This window comes from Rhodococcus opacus, from assembly GCF_012396235.1.
GTDB classification, from domain to species: Bacteria; Actinomycetota; Actinomycetes; order Mycobacteriales; family Mycobacteriaceae; genus Rhodococcus_F; species Rhodococcus_F opacus.
This window is the reverse complement of the sequence record NZ_JAAXPA010000025.1, coordinates 69,239-87,896: the sequence shown is the minus strand read 5'-3', so window position 1 is coordinate 87,896 and position 18,658 is coordinate 69,239. Positions and strand designations below refer to the sequence as shown.

The window sequence follows — 18,658 nt, the reverse complement described above, 5'->3', positions numbered from 1 at the left end:
TCGGGGCCACTAGCTCGCCCCGTTCCGACAGACGGCGACCGACCCTAGAACCTCGGGTGATCGCCGGCGAGAATTGCGCGCTCGGCCGACACGTCGTGCGACTTCTTGATGCTGCCCAGCGTCCAGCAGTCGATGTGGCGCGCCGTCAGGACGGCCAGGGCACGATCGACGTCCTCGGGCGCCACGATCGCGACCATGCCGACGCCCATGTTGAACGTCTGCTCCATCTCGGCCCGCTCCACGCGTCCGCGCTGCGCGATCATCGCGAAGATCGGAGCGGGGCTCCAGGTACCGCGGTCGAGTTCGGCGACCAGCCCCTTCGGCATGACCCGGGCGAGGTTGTTGGCCAGTCCACCGCCGGTGACGTGGCAGAACGTGCGCACGTCCGTCTCGGCGGCGAGGGCCAGGCAGTCCTTGGCGTAGATCTTCGTGGGCTCGAGCATCTCCTCGCCCAAGGTGCGGCCGAACTCGTCGACGTGCGCCGTCAGGCTCATGTGGTCGATCTCGAGCAGGACCTTGCGGGCCAGCGAGTAACCGTTGGAATGCAGTCCGGACGAACCCATGGCGATCACGACGTCGCCGGGACGGACCCGGTCGGGCCCCAGCACCTGGTCGGCTTCGACCACACCGACGCCGGTCGCGGACAAGTCGTAGTCGCCGTCCGCCATCACACCGGGGTGCTCCGCCGTCTCGCCACCGAGCAGCGCGCACCCGGCCTGGATGCAGCCTTCGGCGATACCGCTGACGAGTTCGGCGACACGCTCCGGGACGACTCGCCCGACGGCGATGTAGTCCTGCAGGAACAGTGGCTCGGCACCGCAGACGACGAGGTCGTCGACGACCATCGCGACCAGGTCGAGGCCCACGGTGTCGTGCTTGTCGAGTGCCTGAGCGACGGCGAGCTTGGTGCCCACACCGTCCGTGGACGCCGCGAGCAGCGGTTCCTTGTAGTCACCCTTGAGCGAGAACAGACCCGCGAATCCACCGAGACCACCGAGAACCTCGGGACGGCTGGCGCGCTTGGCCAAGGGAGCGAAGAGTTCCACCGCCCGATCGCCTGCGGCGATGTCCACTCCTGCGGCGGCGTAGGACGCGCCAGGGCGACTTGTCGGATCCTCGGTCATGTGGTTGTTACTCCAGCCTTCTGTTGCTCGTCAAAATCGTGTCGGTCGGGCAATCGAGTGCTGTGATTGCGTCCTTACGGTACCGGAGTACGTTCTCCGGCCGGATCCCGATGTACCGGCCTACGGCCGACTGAGGGCGTTCGCGTTGTCGTTCTCCCGCGTCGCGGGACCGCCTGCCGCGCTCTCGAGCATTCCCTCGAGAACGTTCTTTCCGATCGACGTCTCCGTGGGGAGCGCGATGGGGTACGTGCCGTCGAAGCAGGCCGCGCACAGTCGCGTCGCAGGCTGCTCGGTGGCGGCGATCATGCCTTCGGTGGAGATGTAGCCGAGGGTGTCGGCGCCGATGGAACGGCGCACCCCTTCGAGCATCTCGTCGAAGCTGCCGGGCTCGCCACCGCCGCCCGCACCGTTGGCGATCAGCTCGGCCGGCGAGGCGAAGTCGATGCCGTAGAAGCAGGGCCACTTGACCGGCGGCGACGCGATGCGGACATGGATCTCCAGTGCGCCGGCCTCGCGGAGCATCCGGATGAGCGCGCGCTGGGTGTTGCCGCGGACGATCGAATCGTCCACCACCACGAGGCGCTTGCCGCGGATGACTTCCTTGAGCGGGTTGAGCTTGAGGCGGATACCGAGCTGGCGGATCGTCTGCGACGGCTGGATGAAGGTGCGGCCCACGTAGGCGTTCTTCATCAGACCCTGGCCGTACGGAATGCCCGACCCCTGCGCGTAACCGACCGCGGCCGGAGTGCCCGATTCGGGGACCGGGATGACGAGGTCGCCCTCGGCGGGGTGTTCGGTGGCGAGGCGACGGCCGATCTCGACGCGGGTGGAGTGCACCGAACGTCCGGCGATGACACTGTCCGGACGAGCCAGGTACACGTACTCGAACACGCAGCCCTTGGGCTCGGGGTTCGCGAAGCGGGAGGAGCGGACGCCGTCGGCGTCGATGGCGAGCAGTTCGCCGGGCTCGATGTCGCGGACGAAGGACGCGCCGACGATGTCGAGTGCGGCCGTCTCGCTGGCGACGACCCAGCCGCGGTCCAGGCGTCCGAGGCACAGCGGGCGGATCCCGTGCGGGTCGCGGGCCGCGTAGAGCGTGTGCTCGTCCATGAAGGTGAGGCAGAACGCGCCGCGCAGTGTCGGCAGGAGCTTCATGGCTGCCTGCTCGATGGTGCTGTCGGCGGCGGCGTGCGCGAGGAGGGCGCCGACGACGTCCGAGTCGGACGTGGCGCCGCCGGGACGCTTGTCGTTGACCAGTCCGGCTTCACGGGCGCGCTGCGCCAGCTCCGCCGTGTTGACGAGGTTGCCGTTGTGCCCGAGGGCGATGCCGCTGCCCGCGGCGGTGGTCCGGAAGATCGGCTGCGCGTTCTCCCACGTGGTCGATCCCGTGGTGGAGTAGCGACAGTGGCCGACGGCGACGTGGCCCGGCATCGCTGCCAGGGTCTGCTCGTCGAACACCTGGCTGACCAACCCGAGATCCTTGAAGACCAGCACCTGCGAACCGTCGGCGACGGCGATGCCCGCCGCTTCCTGCCCACGGTGTTGCAGAGCATAAAGTCCGTAGTAGGTGAGTTTCGCCACATCCTCTCCCGGCGCCCAGACGCCGAAGACTCCGCATTCCTCGCGGGGCTCGTTCTCGTCCTCGTCGGACGGGTTCGAAGAGAGAAGATTAGGACTGTGGACCGACAGATCGGCTCTGGTCACCGGGGTGCTCCCTGGGGATGGGCGTGTGAGGGGCAAGGTCAGTCTACGTGCCCTGCGCCGTCGCTTCCCCCACGGTGCCGATCGAACCGGCCCGACTCCCGGACGGACAGCCGGAAATAGGTTGGTTTCGGTATCGATCAGCGTCCTCGAACCACAGAGCGGGGGCTTTTCCGATGGACGTCCGCAGCACGGCCCCGACCGCCGCAGAACGCCTGCTGAGCGCGTTCGAAGGTGCGATGGGCATCCCCATTCCCGTGCACGTTCGCTGCTGGGACGGCTCGGAGGCCGGCCCCGACTCGGACGTCACCATCGTCTTCCGCAACCGCCGGGCCATCCGGCGGGTGCTGTGGTCGCCGAACGAACTCGGTCTCGTCCGCGCCTACGTGTCCGGTGACCTCGAGATCGAGGGCGACGTCTTCCGGCTGCTGACGCTTCCGGATCTCGTCGACCGGCTGGGGACACTCGGCGTCCGCGGATCCGACCGCGGCACCATCCTGAAGTCGCTGTCGACGTTCGTCCGGCTCGGGGGCCTCGGCCTCCGTCCGGCACCGCCGTCGGTGGAGGTGGCCCGGCGCCGCGGTCCCAAGCACAGCAAGGCGCGCGACGCGTCCTCGGTCTCACATCACTACGACGTCGGCAACGATTTCTACTGCCTGTTCCTCGGGCCGACGATGGTCTACTCCTGCGGGTACTGGGACCAGCGATCCGGCGACCCCGGTGCGATCGGGAGCTCAACCACGCCATCGCCTCGGTCCGGTCGCTGACCGGCACCGGCAACTCGTCGGGGTTGATCGAGAACTACATCTTCCCGGACGGCGAGGTGCTGCCGCTGAGCAGAACGATCGACGCGTTCCAGCGCGCCGGACTCGAGGTGCGCGACGTCGAGGCCCTCCGGGAGCACTACGTACTCACGCTGCGGGCGTGGGTGGGCAGACTGCGCGACTCCTGGGACGACGCGATCCGGCTCGCCGGCGCGGAGCGGACCCGCACCTGGTTGCTGTACCTCGCGGCCAGCGCCCTGGGGTTCGAGGAGAAGGGCCGGCTGACGATCCATCAGGTACTGGCCGTGCGCCCGTCCGACGACGGGTCGAGCGGCCTGCCGCGCACCCGCTCGTTGTGGCTGGGCTAGCTATACGCGTAGCAGCGGCAGCCAATGGGCGATCTCGCCGGCGCGACTTCCCGACACCGACACTCCGCCGTCGGCGGTCGCGCTGTCGAACTCCAGCAGTCCCGTCACCAGCAGCAGCCACGTCCGGGGGTCGGTCTCCACGACGTTGGGCGGGGTGCCGCGGGTATGCCGCGGGCCCTCGATGCACTGGACCGCGACGAACGGCGGAACCCGCACCTCCACGCTCGAACCGGGCGCGACCTGCTCGAGCGTCCGCGCGCTGAGCCGGACCGCCGCGGCCAGCTGGGTGCGGGACGGTTTCTCCTCCGAATCGCCGCGCAGCCACGGACCGACCTCGAGTACGGCGGCCCTCAGTTCGGCGGGATCTACGGCTCGGCGCGACGGCATACGCTCAATCTACTGTGCGGGCCCGCGCGACCTCGGCGGCCACCGCCCCACCGACATTGACCGAAAGGTGCAGCAGTGCAGGGGCTACGACGCTGCCGCTGCGTCGACGCAACCACTCGAACAGCCACGCGGCGGACCCGGTGAGCAGAACGCTCGCGGTGACGCGGTCACCGGCGATCCGGGCAGCGCGCACGTGCCACAGCCCGAACGTTGCGGCGTGCAGAACGTAGGCCGTCGGGGGCGGCCAGGCCCGTCGCAGCATCGCGGACAGGACGCTGCGGAACAGCAGTTCCTCGTGCGCCACGGTCCCCACCGGGATCCGGAACCCCACCCAGCCGGCGAAATCGGTGACGCCGTCGCCCGCCGGCACACGCCTGCGCAGTGTGGGCACGCTCAGCGTGATCGTGTATCCGGCGAGCGGGACCACCGATGCCAGGGCGCCGTATCGCAGCCCGGACCGGGCCTTCGACGCGGACAGGCCGAGTTCGTCGACGCCGTACCCCGCGGCGCGCGCTGCTCCCACGACCGACAGTCCGAGCGCACCTCCCGCGACGGCCCGCCCGTACGGGCCGAGCCCCGAACCGGGCAACACCACGTTGTTCCACAGCACGGCCGCCGCCGCACCGGCAACGGAGGCGAGCCTGCTCACTTCTCCGGACCCTCTGTCCCGGCAAGGGATTCGAGAGTGGACCGGACGCGTTCGGTGTCGACGGGCGTCCACCCCTCGGGCTGGGCGACCGTGATCCAGCCGTCGAGGACGAGTGTCCCGTAATTGTGGCCGTGCCCATCCGGCACGCCTGCGGCGTTGGTGAGGTCGGCGGACACCTGCCAGAACGTCACGAACGGAAACCACTTCATGGACGGCGAACGATCCTCGCCCGGTGGTTCCTTCAACCAGTCGGGCCGGGTGAACGCGAGGTCGGGCGACCACCACACGACGGGATCCGACGGGTGCTGGACGTACAGGATGCGCGGCGACAACCACTCGCCGGTGTCGTCGACCATGTCGGCGGAGTCGTCGGCGAACCGCACCACCAGACCTGCCGAGTACTCGGGGTCGACCTCGGGAGTGCCGGGATCGCGACGCTGGATCAGCTGCCCCCACAGGCGGTTCGAGTTGGGCGGTCCGACCCACAACACGCCGTCGACGGTCTGCCGGATGTCGCTCAGCGTGCCGAAGGCACCCTCCCCCGCCTGGGTGCCGAGACTTTCGCCGTAGACGAGCAGCTTGGGTCGCGTCGCCTCGGGTTCCTGCAACCACCGCTCGTGCACGCGGTCGATCAGTTTCTTCCCCGCCTCCGCGGCCTTCTCACGGTCGGCGAGGAACGAGATCCAACTCGGCAGGAACGAGTACTGGCTGGCGACCAATGCCGTGTCACCGTTATGGACCAACTCGATCGCTTGCGCCGCAGTCGGATTGACCCAACCGGTGCCGGTGGTGGGGATGACGACGAGGACCTTTCGCTGGAACGCGCCGGTCCGCTCGAGTTCGTCGATGACGACGTCCATGCGCGCGTCCGGGTCCTCGGCGGTCTCGAGTCCGGCGTAGACCCGGATGGGGTCCTTGGCCGGTGTGCCGTTGGCTGCCGTGAGTTCGTCGGCGTCGAGCCCTCGGGACACGAAGTTCCGGCCCTCGTACCCGAGGGTGTCCCAGGGTGCCAGCGACTCGGGGCTGCCGGACTTCTCCGGGTCGAGTGGTTGCTCGACGCTGTCGCGGGTGGTCGAATTCTGCAGGCTGAACGCCGCATTCGTGGCGGCGTAGACGCCGCGCATCAGAACACCGTCGACGAGCAGGAAGAACAGCACCGTCACGATGAGGATGCCGACGGTGGTGGCGGTCGGGATCGCGAGGTGCCACCGCCGGATGAGTCGTCCCGCGATCCACCGCACCAGTTCGCGCAGCAGCCGCCACACCGAGATGATCGCGGCGCCCACGAGCAGACTCAGACCGCCCGTGCGGATGTAGCCGGTGGTGGTGGTGCCCTCTGCCCCCATCAGCGCGGCGAGCTCACGCTGCCATGCCGCGGAGTACGCGAGCATCACGAGGCTCACGACCACGCACGTCACCGTCACGACGACGCGCAGACCGGTGGACCAGGGTTCCGGCAACGGCCACCACGACCGGTGCCGCAGGAAGTAGCGACGCACCAGCCAGCCGATCGCCGTTCCCACCGTGTAACCGATCGCAGCGTTGATGCCGCCGATCAGCCCCTGGAACAGCCAGTCGCGGGGCAGCAGCGACGGCGTCAGCGACCAGCAGAAGAATAGCGTCGCGAACGCGATGCCGGTGAAATCGAGCCGAAGGAAACGCCAGGTCCGGTCGAGTCGGGGACCGTGGAGGAGTGCAGGATCAACCAGCCGCGAGAGTTCCCGCGGCCCCCTGTCAACCCTCTCCAATGCCCCCGATTCGACCATTCATCACCCGAACAATGCCGGCAGAGTTCCCTCGAACGTCGTGCGCAGCTCGGCCAGCGAGACCGAGAACTGGCCCTGGACCTCGACGGAATCGGACCCCTCGTCCACCACACCGATGCGCACCCACGGGAGATTACGGGCCGTGCACATACCGGTAAAGCGAGTTTCCTCGGTGCGCGGGACCGCGACGAGCACGCGGCCCGACGACTCGGAGAACAGGGTGACGAACGGGTCGGCGTCGTCGGGAAGCAGGATGCGGCAGCCCGTCTCGCCGGCCAGCGCGGCCTCGACGACGGTCTGCGCGAGACCACCTTCGGACAGGTCGTGCGCCGCGGACACCAGTCCGTCGCGGGACGCCGCCAGGAGGATGTCGGCGAGCAACTGCTCCCGTTCGAGGTCGACCTTCGGCGGCACACCGCCGAGGTGACCGTGCTCGACCTGCGACCAGATGGACCCGTCGAACTCGTCGCGGGTGTCGCCGAGCAGGATCAGCGTTTCACCCGGTTCCAGTCCGAGACCGGTGGGGATGCGACGGTGCACGTCGTCGATGACGCCGAGCACGGCCACCACCGGGGTGGGCAGGATCGGGGTCGAGCCGGTCTGGTTGTAGAAGCTGACGTTGCCGCCGGTGACGGGGATGCCGAGCTTCGCGCAGCCGTCCGCCAGGCCGCGGACGGCCTGCTGGAACTGCCACATGACGCCGGGATCCTCGGGGGACCCGAAGTTCAGGCAGTTGCTGACGGCCTTGGGGGTGGCGCCGGTGACGGCGACGTTGCGGAAGGCCTCGGCGAGCGCGAGCTGCGCGCCGGCGTACGGGTCGAGCGCGGTGTAGCGGCCGGACGCGTCGGTGGCGAGCGCGATGCCGCGTCCCGTCTTCTCGTCGACTCGGATCACGCCCGAGTCGGCGTTCTCGGCCAGGACCGTGTTGCCGCGCACGTAGCGGTCGTACTGCTCGGTGATCCACTTGCGGCTGCACAGCGCCGGGGACGCGAGCATCTTCAGCAGGGTGGCCTTCAGTTCGTCGGCCGACTCGGGACGCTTCAGTCCGGCGGTGGTGTTCGCGACGAGGGCGTCCTGGCTCGCGGGACGCTGCACGGGGCGCTCGTACACCGGGCCCTCGTGGGCGACGGTGCGCGGCGGCACGTCGACTACGGTCTCGCCGTGCCAGGAGATGGTGAGCCGCTCGCCGTCGGTGACCTCACCGATGACGGTGGCGAGGACGTCCCACTTCTTGCAGACCTCCATGAACGCGTCGACGTTGTCGGGGGTGACGACGGCGCACATGCGTTCCTGGGACTCGCTGGACAGCACCTCGGCCGCGGTCATGCCGGTGGCCCGCATCGGGACCTGCTCGAGGTTGATGTGCATGCCGCCGTCGCCGGCCGCGGCGAGCTCGGACGTGGCGCAGGACAGGCCGGCGCCGCCGAGGTCCTGGATACCGACCACGAGCTTCGCGGCGTACAGCTCGAGACAGCACTCGATGAGCACCTTCTCGGTGAACGGGTCACCCACCTGCACCGCCGGGAGCTTCTTCCGGCTTTTCGATGCTCCAGCTCCGCCTTCGGCTTCGTGTTCGTCCCCGCTCTCGTCGCCGTCGAACGTCTCCGACGCGAGCACGGACACGCCGCCGATGCCGTCGAGGCCGGTGCGCGCACCGAACAGGATGATCTTGTTGCCGGCACCGGAGGCGAACGCGAGGTGCAGGTCCTCGACGCGCATCGCGCCGGCGCACAGGGCGTTGACCAGGGGGTTACCGGCGTACGACGCGTCGAACACGGTCTCGCCGCCGACGTTGGGGAGGCCGAGCGAGTTGCCGTAGCCGCCGACTCCGCGCACCACACCGTCGACGACGCGTCGGGTGTCGGGGGCGTCCGCCGCACCGAAGCGCAGCTGGTCCATGACCGCGATGGGCCGTGCACCCATGGCCATGATGTCGCGGACGATGCCGCCGACGCCGGTGGCCGCACCCTGGTAGGGCTCGACGTAGGAGGGATGGTTGTGGCTCTCGACCTTGAACGTGACGGCCCAGCCGTCGCCGATGTCGACGACGCCGGCGTTCTCGCCGATGCCCGCGAGCATCGAGGAACGCATCTCGTCGGTCGTGGTCTCACCGAAGTACTTCAGGTGCACCTTGGACGACTTGTAGGAGCAGTGCTCGCTCCACATCACCGAGTACATCGCGAGCTCGGCCTCGGTGGGGCGGCGGCCCAGGATCTCCTTGATGCGGGCGTACTCGTCGTCCTTCAGCCCCAGTTCCTTGAAGGGCTGTGCGACGTCGGGGGTCGCGGTGGCGGCGGTGACGGTGTCGACCGGGTGTGCTGACACTGGAGGTGGGGTCCCTTCCCTACGGGAGTCAAGAGAGGCAAGCCGGGAGTCACGGTCGGCGCAAGCCGGGTGGCGACGAGCCGTACGTCAGTCTATCCGGCGGCTCCTTCCGGTACCGACCTGGCGCTCCTCGCCCCGCTTCCTCACGCCGTCGGTGTGAGGAAGGCCGCAAGGGCGTCGGAGTAGGCCCGCACGTCACGGGCGCCCATCAGCTCCCGCGACGAATGCATTCCGAGCTGCGCGGCGCCCACGTCGACGGTGCTCAGCCCGGTCCTGGACGCGGTGATCGGGCCGATGGTCGAACCGCACGGCAGATCGGCCCGGTGCACGTACCGCTGCAGCGGCACGCCGGCCTGGTCGCAGGCGAGGGCGAACGCCCCGGCTCCGGCCGCGTCGGTGGCGTAGCGCAGGTTCTGGTTGACCTTGAGCACCGGTCCGCCGTTGACGGCGATGTGATGGGCGGGCTCGTGCCGCTCCGGGTAGTTGGGGTGCGTCGCGTGCGCCATGTCTCCGGACGCGCAGATCGATCCGGCCATCGCCTGCAGGAATTCTTCGCGACCGCCGCCGCGGCCGAGGACGATGCGCTCGAGCACGGTGCTCAGGAGATCGGAGAACGCGCCCCGATCGGACATGCTCCCCACCTCCTCGTGGTCGAACAGCGCGAGCACCGGCACCCGGTCCCCGGGGTTCTCGGCCGCCGCCAGCAACGCCTGGGTGCCCGCGTAGCAGGTGCCCTGGTTGTCGAGCCGCGGCGCACTGACGAGGTCCTGTTCGGTTCCGACGAGCGCGCTGGGCGCGAGATCGTGGGTCATCAGTTCCCACCCGAGCACCGCGTCGGCAGGCACCTCCGCCCGGTCGGCCACGAAGTCGATGAACGAGCGGCGTTCGGACCCCACACCCCACACCCCGTTGAGGTGGCGCTGCGGATCGAGGTGGACGCCCTTGCGGTCCTCGGACAGGTGGATCGCCAGCTGCGGGACGCGCAGGATCGGCTCGTCGACGCGGACGAGCCTCTCCTCGACCGTGTTGCCGGCCCGCACACTCAGCCGCCCGGAGATGCCCAGGTCGCGGTCGAGCCACGAGTTGAGCCACGCACCGCCGTACGGTTCGAGACCCACCAGCTGCCACCCTGCCGACGACAGGTCGGGGTGCTGTTTGACGCGCAGGTTCGGGCTGTCGGTGTGCCCGCCGACGATGCGGAACGGCGCCGTCCGGCCCAGCCCTTCGGTACTCCACGCGATGAGGGATCCGCCGCGCACCAGGAAGTACCGGCCGGGCTCGCCGGGCCACGAGTCGGCCTCGTGCAACTCGGTGAAACCGTTGCCGGTCAGCAACATCGACACCGTCGCGCACACATGGAACGGCGACGGTGATGCATCGACGAAGGTGCAGAGTCCCTGGGCGTCGGCCCACGTAGTGGAAGGCATGGGGTCAATCATGCAGGACCCGCTGTCACGTGTGGGGACCCGAGACGCAGAACTGGTTGCCGTCGGGATCGGCGAGCGTGACCCACCGGAAATCGCCCATCTCGTGCCGCGCGACCTCCGTCGCGCCCTCGGCACTAAGCCTGCCCACCTCGCCGTCGAGGTCGTCGGACGCCAGGTCGAGGTGGATACGGTTCTTCCCCGGAGTGGGGTCGCCGACCTTCTGGAACGCCAGCTTCTGCGCGGAATCCGGGAGGGCGACGACGTAGAACCAGCCGTCGTTCTCCTGCTCGATCGTGCCCGCCGTCTGCTTTGCCCACCACTTCGCGAGCGGCCCCGGGTCCGTGGTGTCGAACGTGATCATGCCGAGTGTGAGTGCCATGCCCGCAGAGTAGACGTGACCACCGACACGTTTCGCGGCTTCACAGGAACTCCTCGATCACCCGGACGGCGGCGTCCACTCCACCCGCAGAACGTAACTCGGCGGCGAGCTCCGCGCTGCGGCGCCGGACCGGCTCGGCGTCGACGTGCGCGAGCGCGTCCCGCAACTCGGCTGCCGACACCTCCGAACTGTCCACTCGCACCGCGACTCCCGCGGCGACGAGCGCGTCGGCGTTCTCGAACTGGTCGGTGGCCTGCGGCGCGGCGATCATCGGCGTTCCCGTGAACATTCCCTCACTGGACCCGCCCATGCCGGCGTGGGTGAGGAACGCGTCGGCCTGCCCGAGGATGTCGAACTGGGGCACCCACCGGTGGACCTCGACGTTGCCGGGCACGGTTCCGACTTCGGCGACGTCGACGTGCTGCCCGATCTGCAGAACGACGTGCCAGCCGTCGAGGTCGCCGAATGCGTCGATGCAGCGCCGGTAGAAGTCGGCGTGATCGGTGAACGCGGTGCCGAGCGAGATGAGCAGCACCTTTCCCGCGTCTGCCGGACGCTGCCACCGGCCGTCGGCGGGCCGCCGGGTGGTCAGTGCCGGTCCGACGAACGTGTAGACGTCCTCGTCGACGCGGTCGGCGTTGGGCTGCATCGATTTCGCGATCAGCACGACCGCCCGGGCCGGGTGCCCGTAGAACTCGTCCGGGTCCGTCTCGACACCGTTGTCCCGCAGCAGCTTCCCTTGCCGCTCGTACAGCGCGGCGCCGCGCGGGTCCGCCCGCATCGTGTCCACGAACGACTTCATGTCGTCTTCGTAGCCTTCCCACGCCACGTACGTCGGCGACAACTGCACGATCGGGACGCCCCATTCCTCGGCGAGGACGCGTGCGGGACCTCCCGCGATGTCGTAGAGGAACAGGTCGGGGCGGTCGTCCTCGTACAGCGCCCGCAGTTGGGGCAGCATCGACTCGTACTCGGCCTGAAAAAGCGTGAGCTGATCGATGGTGTCGCCCTCCCAGGACTTCTCGGACTCCTCCGTCGCACCTGCGGTGTTCACGCGCGGCAACGTCGAGGCGTATTCCTTGAATTCCGCTCCGGTGCTCTCGACGACGTCCTTCACGGCGGGGTCGTTGGCGTACGTCACGCGGTGCCCGCGCGTGACGAGTTCGCGGAGAATCTCCAGGCTCGGGTTGACATGCCCGGGCGCCGGAATGCTGACCATGGCGATGTGTGAGCGGGTCATCTTCATCCTTCCGATACGGAACGGTCCGTCTCGGTTCAGAGTGACACGTGCGAACAGCCGAGTCAAGACGATACGTCTCGTCTGGTCTACGATCCGTTCATGCCGTCCGCCGACAATCCCCGCCGTTCCGAACGGTCCCGCGCCGCGATACTGCAGGCCACGCAGGAACTGATCCGCGAACAGCCCTACGCGAAGATCAGCATCGAAGGCATCGCCGCGCGCGCCAAGGTCGGGAAACAGACCATCTACCGATGGTGGCGATCGAAGGGCGCGCTCGTCGTGGACGCCCTGCACGAACAGAACGCGGCCGGCGCCCAGCAGACCATGGCACTGCCGGACACCGGCAACCTCGCCGCCGACATGCGGCTGGTCCTGCGGGCCACGGTCGACGAGTTCACCTCACCCGATTTCGAACCGCTGTTCCGGGCGCTGGCCATCGAATCCCTGCAGGATCCCGCACTGCAGGAACAGATCGTCGAGCGGATCTACCGGCCGCAGTTCGAGTTCGTCGCGGCGCGGTTCCGCTCCGCGCAGGAAGCGGGGCAGGTGCGGCCCGACGTCGACCTCGCCCTCGCGTTCGAGTTGTTCATGGCGCCGTTGTTCTACCGCTGGCAGAGCGGAGCGCATCCCCTCACCCACGACCACGCGGACGCCGTCGTCGACCTGGCGATGCGCGCCCTCGCACCCTGACGGCCGGGATCAGCGGGCGTCGTCGACGAATCCGAAATCGCCGTCCGCCAGGTCTTCGAGGTGGACGGCACGCCCCGACGCGTCGGCGAGGGGAATCTTCCAGTTCGAGTACTGGGTCTCGTCGGTGCCCGGCTGATTCTGCACGCGGTACTCCCCCACCAGGTCGGCGAGCGCGACACCCGTCAGCAACGACGGGCTCCGGTCGATCAGCCGGTACAACGCCTTCACGGTGTCGGGTATCGACGCGTCGGCGGCCAGCAGTCCGCGGTCGCGCGCCAATTGCAGCACGGCCTCGCGCTGCCGGGCGTCGTGTTCCTTCTCGAGTTCGAGGTCGCGTTCGAGGAGCCCGAGCCGCGAGCGCAATTCGATGTGTTCGCCGGCCAGGTATCCGGCGGTCGGCGGAAGATCGTGCGTGGTAACGGATGTCAGGCACAGAGTCCGGTACTGCTCCGGTGGTGTCGGCCGCTCGCCGTCGTGCTCGAACCACAGGATCGACGTCCCCAGGATCCCGCGCTCGGCGAGGTAGTCCTGGACCGCGGGTTCGAAAACCCCGAGGTCCTCGCCGATCACCACGGCGCCTGCCCGTTCGGCCTCGAGCGCGAGGATCCCGACGAGAGCCTCGTGGTCGTAGGAGACGTACGTTCCGTCCGCAGGCGACTCCGCGTCGGCGGGGATCCACCACAGCCGGAACAGCCCCAGGATGTGATCGACCCGCAGCCCACCCGCGTGCTTCAGCACGGTGCGCAGCATGTCGCGGTACGGGGCGTACCCCAGTTCGGCCAGCCGATCAGGACGCCACGGCGGCTGATTCCATTGCTGACCCTGCTGATTGAAGTCGTCGGGAGGAGCGCCGACGGTAATGCCCTCAGCCAGAGCCGTTCCCAGCGACCACGCGTCCGCACCCCCGCGCTGGACCCCGACCGCGAGATCGTGCACGATCCCGATGTCCATGCCTGCCGCGCGCGCCGCGTCCTGTGCGTCGGAAAGCTGCTCGTCGCATACCCATTGCAGCCACGAGTAGAACTCGATTCGCGGCGCGAGCTTGCGCCGCTGCGCCTGCACCCAGTCGCTGTCGGGCGCACCGGCCTTCGTCGTCCATCGCGGGTCGTCCGGCGACAGTTTCTCGGTGAGCGCACACCAGGTCGCGAAGTCCCGCAGTCCGTCCCCCTCGTCGCGGCAGAACTGCTCGAACGCGTGCTGCCTGCTCGGGCTGCGCTCGATCCGGAAGACCCGTTCGAGCACTCGGAGTTTGGCCCGGTACGACGGGTTGCGGTCGATCCGGTCGGACCGGTCGTTCGCCCGCTCGAATCGCGCTGCGGCGTCGCGCATCCGCGCATGACGTCGCGTCGAGAGGTACGCCGTCTCCGGGATGTTCTCGACACGGATGTACATCGGGTTGACGTAGCGGCGGGTGGTCGGCAGGTACGGCGACGCCTCGATCGGTGGGCGGGGCTGCGCGGCGTGCAGTGGGTTGACCAGCATGTAGTCGGCGCCGTGGACGGAACCGAAGATCGATGCGAGATCCGCGAGGTCGCCGAAGTCCCCGACACCCCAGGAACGACGTGACCGAATCGAGTACAACTGCGTGAGCACACCCCAGCGCCGGCGGTCGCGCAGCGCGTCGGACGTCGACAAACGTGCCGGTGTCACGACGAGCGTGCACGACGAGGACGTGTGCGAGGTGGACGCCCGCACCGTGTGCCACCCGCAGGGGACGTCGGCGGGGACGACGAACGTCGCCCGGCCGACCAGGGCGCCGTCGACCTGCCGCGGATCGACCCACACCTGGAGCTGGCGCGCCGGAACCGTTCCGCCCGACTCCGTGTCGATCGTGACGTCCACCGCCTCACCGTGTGGAACGTGGACCATGAAACGGGTCTCGAACCCTTCCCTGCCGACGACGACGGGCGGCAGCATTCGTCGCCACGGTGCTACGTCGCATTCGGACAGGGCGTGTCGCACCTCCTCCTCAGTTCCGGCGGGAATGTCCAGGGCCGAGAGGACGCTGCGGAGCGTGTCGTCACGCACGTCGTGGCGCTGCTGATCCCAACCCCGGTACGACGTCGCGACCCCGTGCCGGGCCGCGAGGTCACGCAACTGCTCGGTGTACGTCACCCCACCGATCGTGCCAGGTCACCTCGGAATCTGCGCGGCTAACGGCCGGTGCCACGGCGGTCGGTGCGTCACGGCGTGATTGGCCCTGCGCCCGGCTGGGTAACTGTGGAGTAATCAGACGCACGGCGTCCACGGTGAGCTCGCGAGGGAATGCCGTGGACGCACCACGATGCGACCGGCGACCGAGGAGTCTTCGATGCTGCTACGTCTTCCCGGAGTCTATCGCCCGCAACATGATACGCAGTTGCTGGCCGACGTCTTGGCGGCGGAGCACCTCGGTCCCGAATCCCGGGTGCTCGATCTCTGTGCGGGGACCGGCGCGCTGAGCGTGCGCGCCGCCGCCGCGGGTGCAGGCCGGGTGACCGCGGTGGACGTGTCGAGGCGAGCGGCGATCAGCGTCAGACTCAATGCCCTTGTCGGAGGGCACCGGATCCGGGTGATCCACGGGGATCTCATCGAGCAGGTTCGCGAGGAACGGTTCGACGTCGTCGTATCCAACCCGCCGTACGTTCCGGCACTGGTCGACGCCGTACCCGACCGCGGTCCGGCGCGGGCCTGGGACGCAGGGAAGAACGGTCGCGCGCTTCTCGATCGGATCTGCTGCCAGGCCCCCGACGTTCTCGTCGCCGGTGGGGTTCTGCTGCTGGCGCAGTCCAGCCTGAGCGGAGTCGAGAAGACACTGACGACGCTCGAGGAACAGAACATGCGGGTCGACATCGCCGCGACCGCCGAGATCCCCTTCGGACCGGTCCTCGTCGAACGCAGAGGCATGCTCGAGCGGAGAGGGCTCATCGAGGTCGGTCAGACCCACGAAGAGATCGTGGTGGTCCGCGCCGTCAAGTAGACATCGAGTTCTGTGCCACAACACTTTTCAGTGCCGACGACACTCCGAGGGAGCCGACATGCCGTCATCCACTCGCCTTCCCAGCCCCAATACCGAGGCCTGGGACTGGCAGATCCACGCCCTGTGCCGGGGCATCGAATCGTCCGTGTTCTTTCATCCCGACGGCGAACGGGGTAACGCCCGCAGCAACCGCGAACGTCGCGCGAAAGCGATCTGCCGGCGCTGCCCGTTCTCGTCGAATGCCGGGACCACGCCCTGAGCGTGACCGAACCGTTCGGAATCTGGGGCGGGCTCACCGCGTCCGAACGCCGCGGCATCGCGCAGCACGGCGAGGGAACCGTCGCCGTCTGACCCGGCACCGTGCAGGCCCTCGGCCACACACGGTGCCGATCGGCTCAGGCGGAGATGACGCTGTCGAGGACGGAGTAGAACATGCCGAGTCCGTCGTCGCTGGGGCCGGTGAGGGCCTCGGTGGCGTGCTCGGGGTGCGGCATGAGGCCCACGACGCGGCCGTTGGCCGAGGAGATGCCTGCGATGCCGCGCTGCGAACCGTTCGGGTTGTCGCCGACGTAGCGGAACACGACGCGGCCCTCACCCTCGAGTTCGTCGAGGACGTTCTGCGACGCCTGGTAGCGGCCCTCGCCGGACTTGAGCGGGACGAGGATCTCGGCGCCCGACTCGTAGCGCGACGTCCACGCCGTCGACGTGGCCTCGACCTTCAGCCACTCGTCGCGGCAGATGAAGTGCAGGCCCTCGTTCCGGGTGAGCGCGCCGGGCAGGAGCCCCGCTTCACACAGAACCTGGAAGCCGTTGCAGATACCGAGGACGGGCATGCCACCCTGCGCGGCCTGCACGACCTTGCCCATGACGGGCGCGAACCGTGCGATGGCGCCGCACCGCAGGTAGTCGCCGTAGGAGAAGCCACCGGGGACGATGACGGCGTCGACACCCTTGAGGTCGGCGTCGCCGTGCCACAGGCTCACGGCCTCGCCGCCGGCGAGGGTCACCGCGCGGGCGGCGTCGACGTCGTCGAGGGTGCCGGGGAAAGTGATGACTCCGACGCGGGCGCTCATGCTTCGACGCGCCTCACGGTCCAGTCCTCGATCACCGTGTTGGCCAGCAGGGCCTCGGCGATCTTCTCGAGCTGAGCGTCGTCGACACTGCCGTCGACCTCGAGCTCGAACCGCTTGCCCTGACGGACATCGGAAACTCCAGCGAAGCCGAGCCGCGGCAGCGCTCCGACAATGGCCTGCCCCTGGGGGTCGAGAATCTCGGCCTTGGGCATGACTTCGACGACGACACGGGCCACGTGCTGCTCCTTGTAGTAGTGCGCGAGCCCAGAGTGGAACACCGGGCACCCGGAAGTTTACCGGGCTACCTGCCTGCGGTTCGCATCGGACGAACGGGACGAGCCATGCATGCAGGCGCATACTCGAATTCATGCGACTGACTCACTTCGGCCACAGCTGCGTCCTCGTCGAGTTGAACGGTTCCACCATCCTCTTCGATCCGGGCAACTTCTCCCACGGATTCGAGGGCATCACCGGACTGGACGCGATCCTGGTGACCCATCAGCACCCCGACCACGTCGACCAGCAACGACTGCCCGCCCTCGTCGAGGCGAACCCCGGCGCGGCCCTGTACTCGGACCCGCAGACCGCGGCCCAGCTCGGCGGCGCGTGGACGGGGGTGCACGCCGGCGACGAATTCGACATCGGCGACGTGCACGTCACCGGCACCGGCGGCAGGCACGCGGTGATCCACCCCGACATCCCGGTGATCGACAACACGGCGTTCCTGCTCGGCGATGCCGGCAACCCCGCCCGACTGATGCACCCGGGCGACTCATTGTTCGTTCCGGAGCAGAAGGTCGACGTGCTGGCGCTGCCCGCCGCGGCGCCGTGGCTGAAGATCTCCGAGGCCATCGACTACCTGCGCGCAGTCGCACCGCGGGTCGCGGTGCCCATCCACCAGGCGATCATCGCGAACGAGGCCACCGGCATCTTCTACGGCCGCTACTCGGACATGGCTCCCGAGGGCACCGAGTTCCGCACGATGCCGAGCGAGTCGAGCGTCGAGGTGGCCTGACGGCCCCGTGAGTACTTGTCAACCGCCCGCGGTTAACAAGTACTCACGGGTCAGGCGGCACCGATCTGCGGGATCCGCGGCTCCCAGCGGTACACCTGCGGCCGCGCGTGGTGGTAGAGCGCGAGGTCGACGGCGTCGAGCATCGCCTGCCGAGGTCCCGACGTGCCCAACTGCTTCGCGGTGACGGCGAGGCGCACCACGCCCCCACGCCTGGCGGTCCGTCCGGAGCCGAGGACGAGCGCCCGGCACCACCACGGTTCGGCACGGAAACCCTCACCGATCCCCAGCACCCGCGACCGCACCGACGTCTCGCGTTCGAGGTCGTGGACGGCGGTCATCACGGCCAGCAGCCGGAAGCCGGCGGACGGCAGAGCCGCGACGGCACCCTGCGACGCCAGCCAGCGGGGAGGAGCGAACAATCTGGTGCGCAATCCGGTCTGCTCCATCACCCGGTCCGCCGCGAGCAGCCGCAACCGCGCCTCGTGCTCGGGAAGCGAGGCGAACTCGGCCCGGCGACGCTTGGTCGCGGCCTGGTCGTATCCGTGCAGGACGACGGCGTCGCCGCGGGATCGGCGCGCGCGGACCCAGTCCTGCGTCGCGGGGTCGTTAACCAGTCGATACTTGTCTTTCAGGCGCGGGGCGACGAGCAGCGACAGCGGTACGCCGCGCGCATCCATCTCCTCGGCGAACGCGGCCGCGAAGTCGCGCGTCTCGTCCTTGATTCCTGACACCGACACGATCAGCTGTCCGGTCATGACCCCAGCGTGACAGGTGAACGTGAACAGCGAGCA

Annotated in this window: 16 protein-coding genes and 2 pseudogenes; 5 read left to right on the top strand and 13 right to left on the bottom strand. The window is 68.8% G+C overall.

Translation table 11 applies throughout. From position 1 onward, the window contains the following. Positions 1-44: 44 nt before the first annotated feature. Both purM and purF read right to left on the bottom strand, forming a co-directional pair. On the bottom strand, positions 45-1,124 hold the full coding sequence (purM, locus tag HGB39_RS27715) for a phosphoribosylformylglycinamidine cyclo-ligase (RefSeq protein ID WP_005244377.1): 1,080 nt from the start codon (positions 1,122-1,124) through the stop codon (positions 45-47). A gap of 120 nt (positions 1,125-1,244) precedes the next feature. Beyond that, the gene (gene purF, locus HGB39_RS27710) at positions 1,245-2,828 is read right to left on the bottom strand and encodes an amidophosphoribosyltransferase (protein ID WP_005254820.1); all 1,584 of its coding nucleotides are present in this window, start codon (positions 2,826-2,828) and stop codon (positions 1,245-1,247) included. A 173-nt stretch (positions 2,829-3,001) separates the two neighbouring features. Here purF and HGB39_RS27705 point away from each other — a divergent pair. Further along, positions 3,002-3,957 (top strand): annotated as a pseudogene (locus tag HGB39_RS27705) (class I SAM-dependent methyltransferase). Here HGB39_RS27705 and HGB39_RS27700 read toward each other — a convergent pair. The 7 genes from HGB39_RS27700 to HGB39_RS27670 all read right to left on the bottom strand — a co-directional run bounded on the left by HGB39_RS27700 (position 3,958) and on the right by HGB39_RS27670 (position 12,136). Further along, positions 3,958-4,344, bottom strand: a complete 387-nt coding sequence (locus HGB39_RS27700) for a sterol carrier family protein (protein WP_005244380.1) — start codon at positions 4,342-4,344, stop codon at positions 3,958-3,960. A 4-nt stretch (positions 4,345-4,348) separates the two neighbouring features. Further along, positions 4,349-4,993: a CPBP family intramembrane glutamic endopeptidase gene (locus HGB39_RS27695; protein WP_064080085.1), complete on the bottom strand. Its 645-nt coding sequence runs from the start codon at positions 4,991-4,993 to the stop codon at positions 4,349-4,351. After that, positions 4,990-6,759, bottom strand: a complete 1,770-nt coding sequence (locus tag HGB39_RS27690; RefSeq protein ID WP_043787107.1) for an alpha/beta hydrolase — start codon at positions 6,757-6,759, stop codon at positions 4,990-4,992. Before HGB39_RS27690 ends, HGB39_RS27695 begins: the two co-directional genes overlap by 4 nt. Before the next feature lie 3 nt (positions 6,760-6,762). Then, on the bottom strand, positions 6,763-9,084 hold the full coding sequence (purL, locus tag HGB39_RS27685; protein WP_005561128.1) for a phosphoribosylformylglycinamidine synthase subunit PurL: 2,322 nt from the start codon (positions 9,082-9,084) through the stop codon (positions 6,763-6,765). Positions 9,085-9,227: 143 nt separating this feature from the next. Further along, on the bottom strand, positions 9,228-10,511 hold the full coding sequence (locus tag HGB39_RS27680; RefSeq protein ID WP_052023898.1) for a M18 family aminopeptidase: 1,284 nt from the start codon (positions 10,509-10,511) through the stop codon (positions 9,228-9,230). 25 nt (positions 10,512-10,536) lie between these two features. After that, positions 10,537-10,890: a VOC family protein gene (locus HGB39_RS27675; RefSeq protein ID WP_064080084.1), complete on the bottom strand. Its 354-nt coding sequence runs from the start codon at positions 10,888-10,890 to the stop codon at positions 10,537-10,539. Positions 10,891-10,930: 40 nt separating this feature from the next. Beyond that, positions 10,931-12,136, bottom strand: coding sequence for a macrolide family glycosyltransferase (locus HGB39_RS27670; protein ID WP_064080091.1), 1,206 nt, complete (start codon positions 12,134-12,136; stop codon positions 10,931-10,933). 93 nt (positions 12,137-12,229) lie between these two features. Here HGB39_RS27670 and HGB39_RS27665 point away from each other — a divergent pair, with 93 nt between their 5' ends. Further along, complete coding sequence (locus HGB39_RS27665) at positions 12,230-12,820, top strand: TetR/AcrR family transcriptional regulator (protein ID WP_005561120.1); 591 nt, start codon at positions 12,230-12,232, stop codon at positions 12,818-12,820. Positions 12,821-12,829: 9 nt separating this feature from the next. Here HGB39_RS27665 and malQ read toward each other — a convergent pair whose 3' ends face one another. Continuing rightward, positions 12,830-14,935, bottom strand: coding sequence for a 4-alpha-glucanotransferase (malQ, locus tag HGB39_RS27660; RefSeq protein ID WP_064080083.1), 2,106 nt, complete (start codon positions 14,933-14,935; stop codon positions 12,830-12,832). Positions 14,936-15,131: 196 nt separating this feature from the next. Here malQ and HGB39_RS27655 point away from each other — a divergent pair, with 196 nt between their 5' ends. After that, positions 15,132-15,779, top strand: a complete 648-nt coding sequence (locus HGB39_RS27655; RefSeq protein ID WP_037203385.1) for a HemK2/MTQ2 family protein methyltransferase — start codon at positions 15,132-15,134, stop codon at positions 15,777-15,779. Between the two features lie 58 nt (positions 15,780-15,837). Beyond that, a pseudogene (locus HGB39_RS27650) lies at positions 15,838-16,130 on the top strand (WhiB family transcriptional regulator). A gap of 44 nt (positions 16,131-16,174) precedes the next feature. Here the strand turns inward: HGB39_RS27650 and purQ are convergent. Both purQ and purS read right to left on the bottom strand, forming a co-directional pair. Continuing rightward, the gene (purQ, locus tag HGB39_RS27645) at positions 16,175-16,852 is read right to left on the bottom strand and encodes a phosphoribosylformylglycinamidine synthase subunit PurQ (protein WP_005254831.1); all 678 of its coding nucleotides are present in this window, start codon (positions 16,850-16,852) and stop codon (positions 16,175-16,177) included. Beyond that, a complete protein-coding gene (gene purS / locus HGB39_RS27640) occupies positions 16,849-17,088 on the bottom strand; it encodes a phosphoribosylformylglycinamidine synthase subunit PurS (RefSeq protein WP_005244409.1) in 240 nt (79 codons plus the stop codon). Before purS ends, purQ begins: the two co-directional genes overlap by 4 nt. Before the next feature lie 131 nt (positions 17,089-17,219). On the opposite strand from purS, the gene HGB39_RS27635 reads away from it, so the two are divergent. Further along, positions 17,220-17,867, top strand: a complete 648-nt coding sequence (locus HGB39_RS27635; protein WP_005244410.1) for an MBL fold metallo-hydrolase — start codon at positions 17,220-17,222, stop codon at positions 17,865-17,867. A 50-nt stretch (positions 17,868-17,917) separates the two neighbouring features. Here HGB39_RS27635 and HGB39_RS27630 read toward each other — a convergent pair whose 3' ends face one another. After that, positions 17,918-18,622 (bottom strand): DUF2334 domain-containing protein, encoded by a 705-nt coding sequence (locus HGB39_RS27630; RefSeq protein ID WP_005254832.1) that lies wholly within the window; start codon positions 18,620-18,622, stop codon positions 17,918-17,920. Positions 18,623-18,658: the final 36 nt, after the last annotated feature.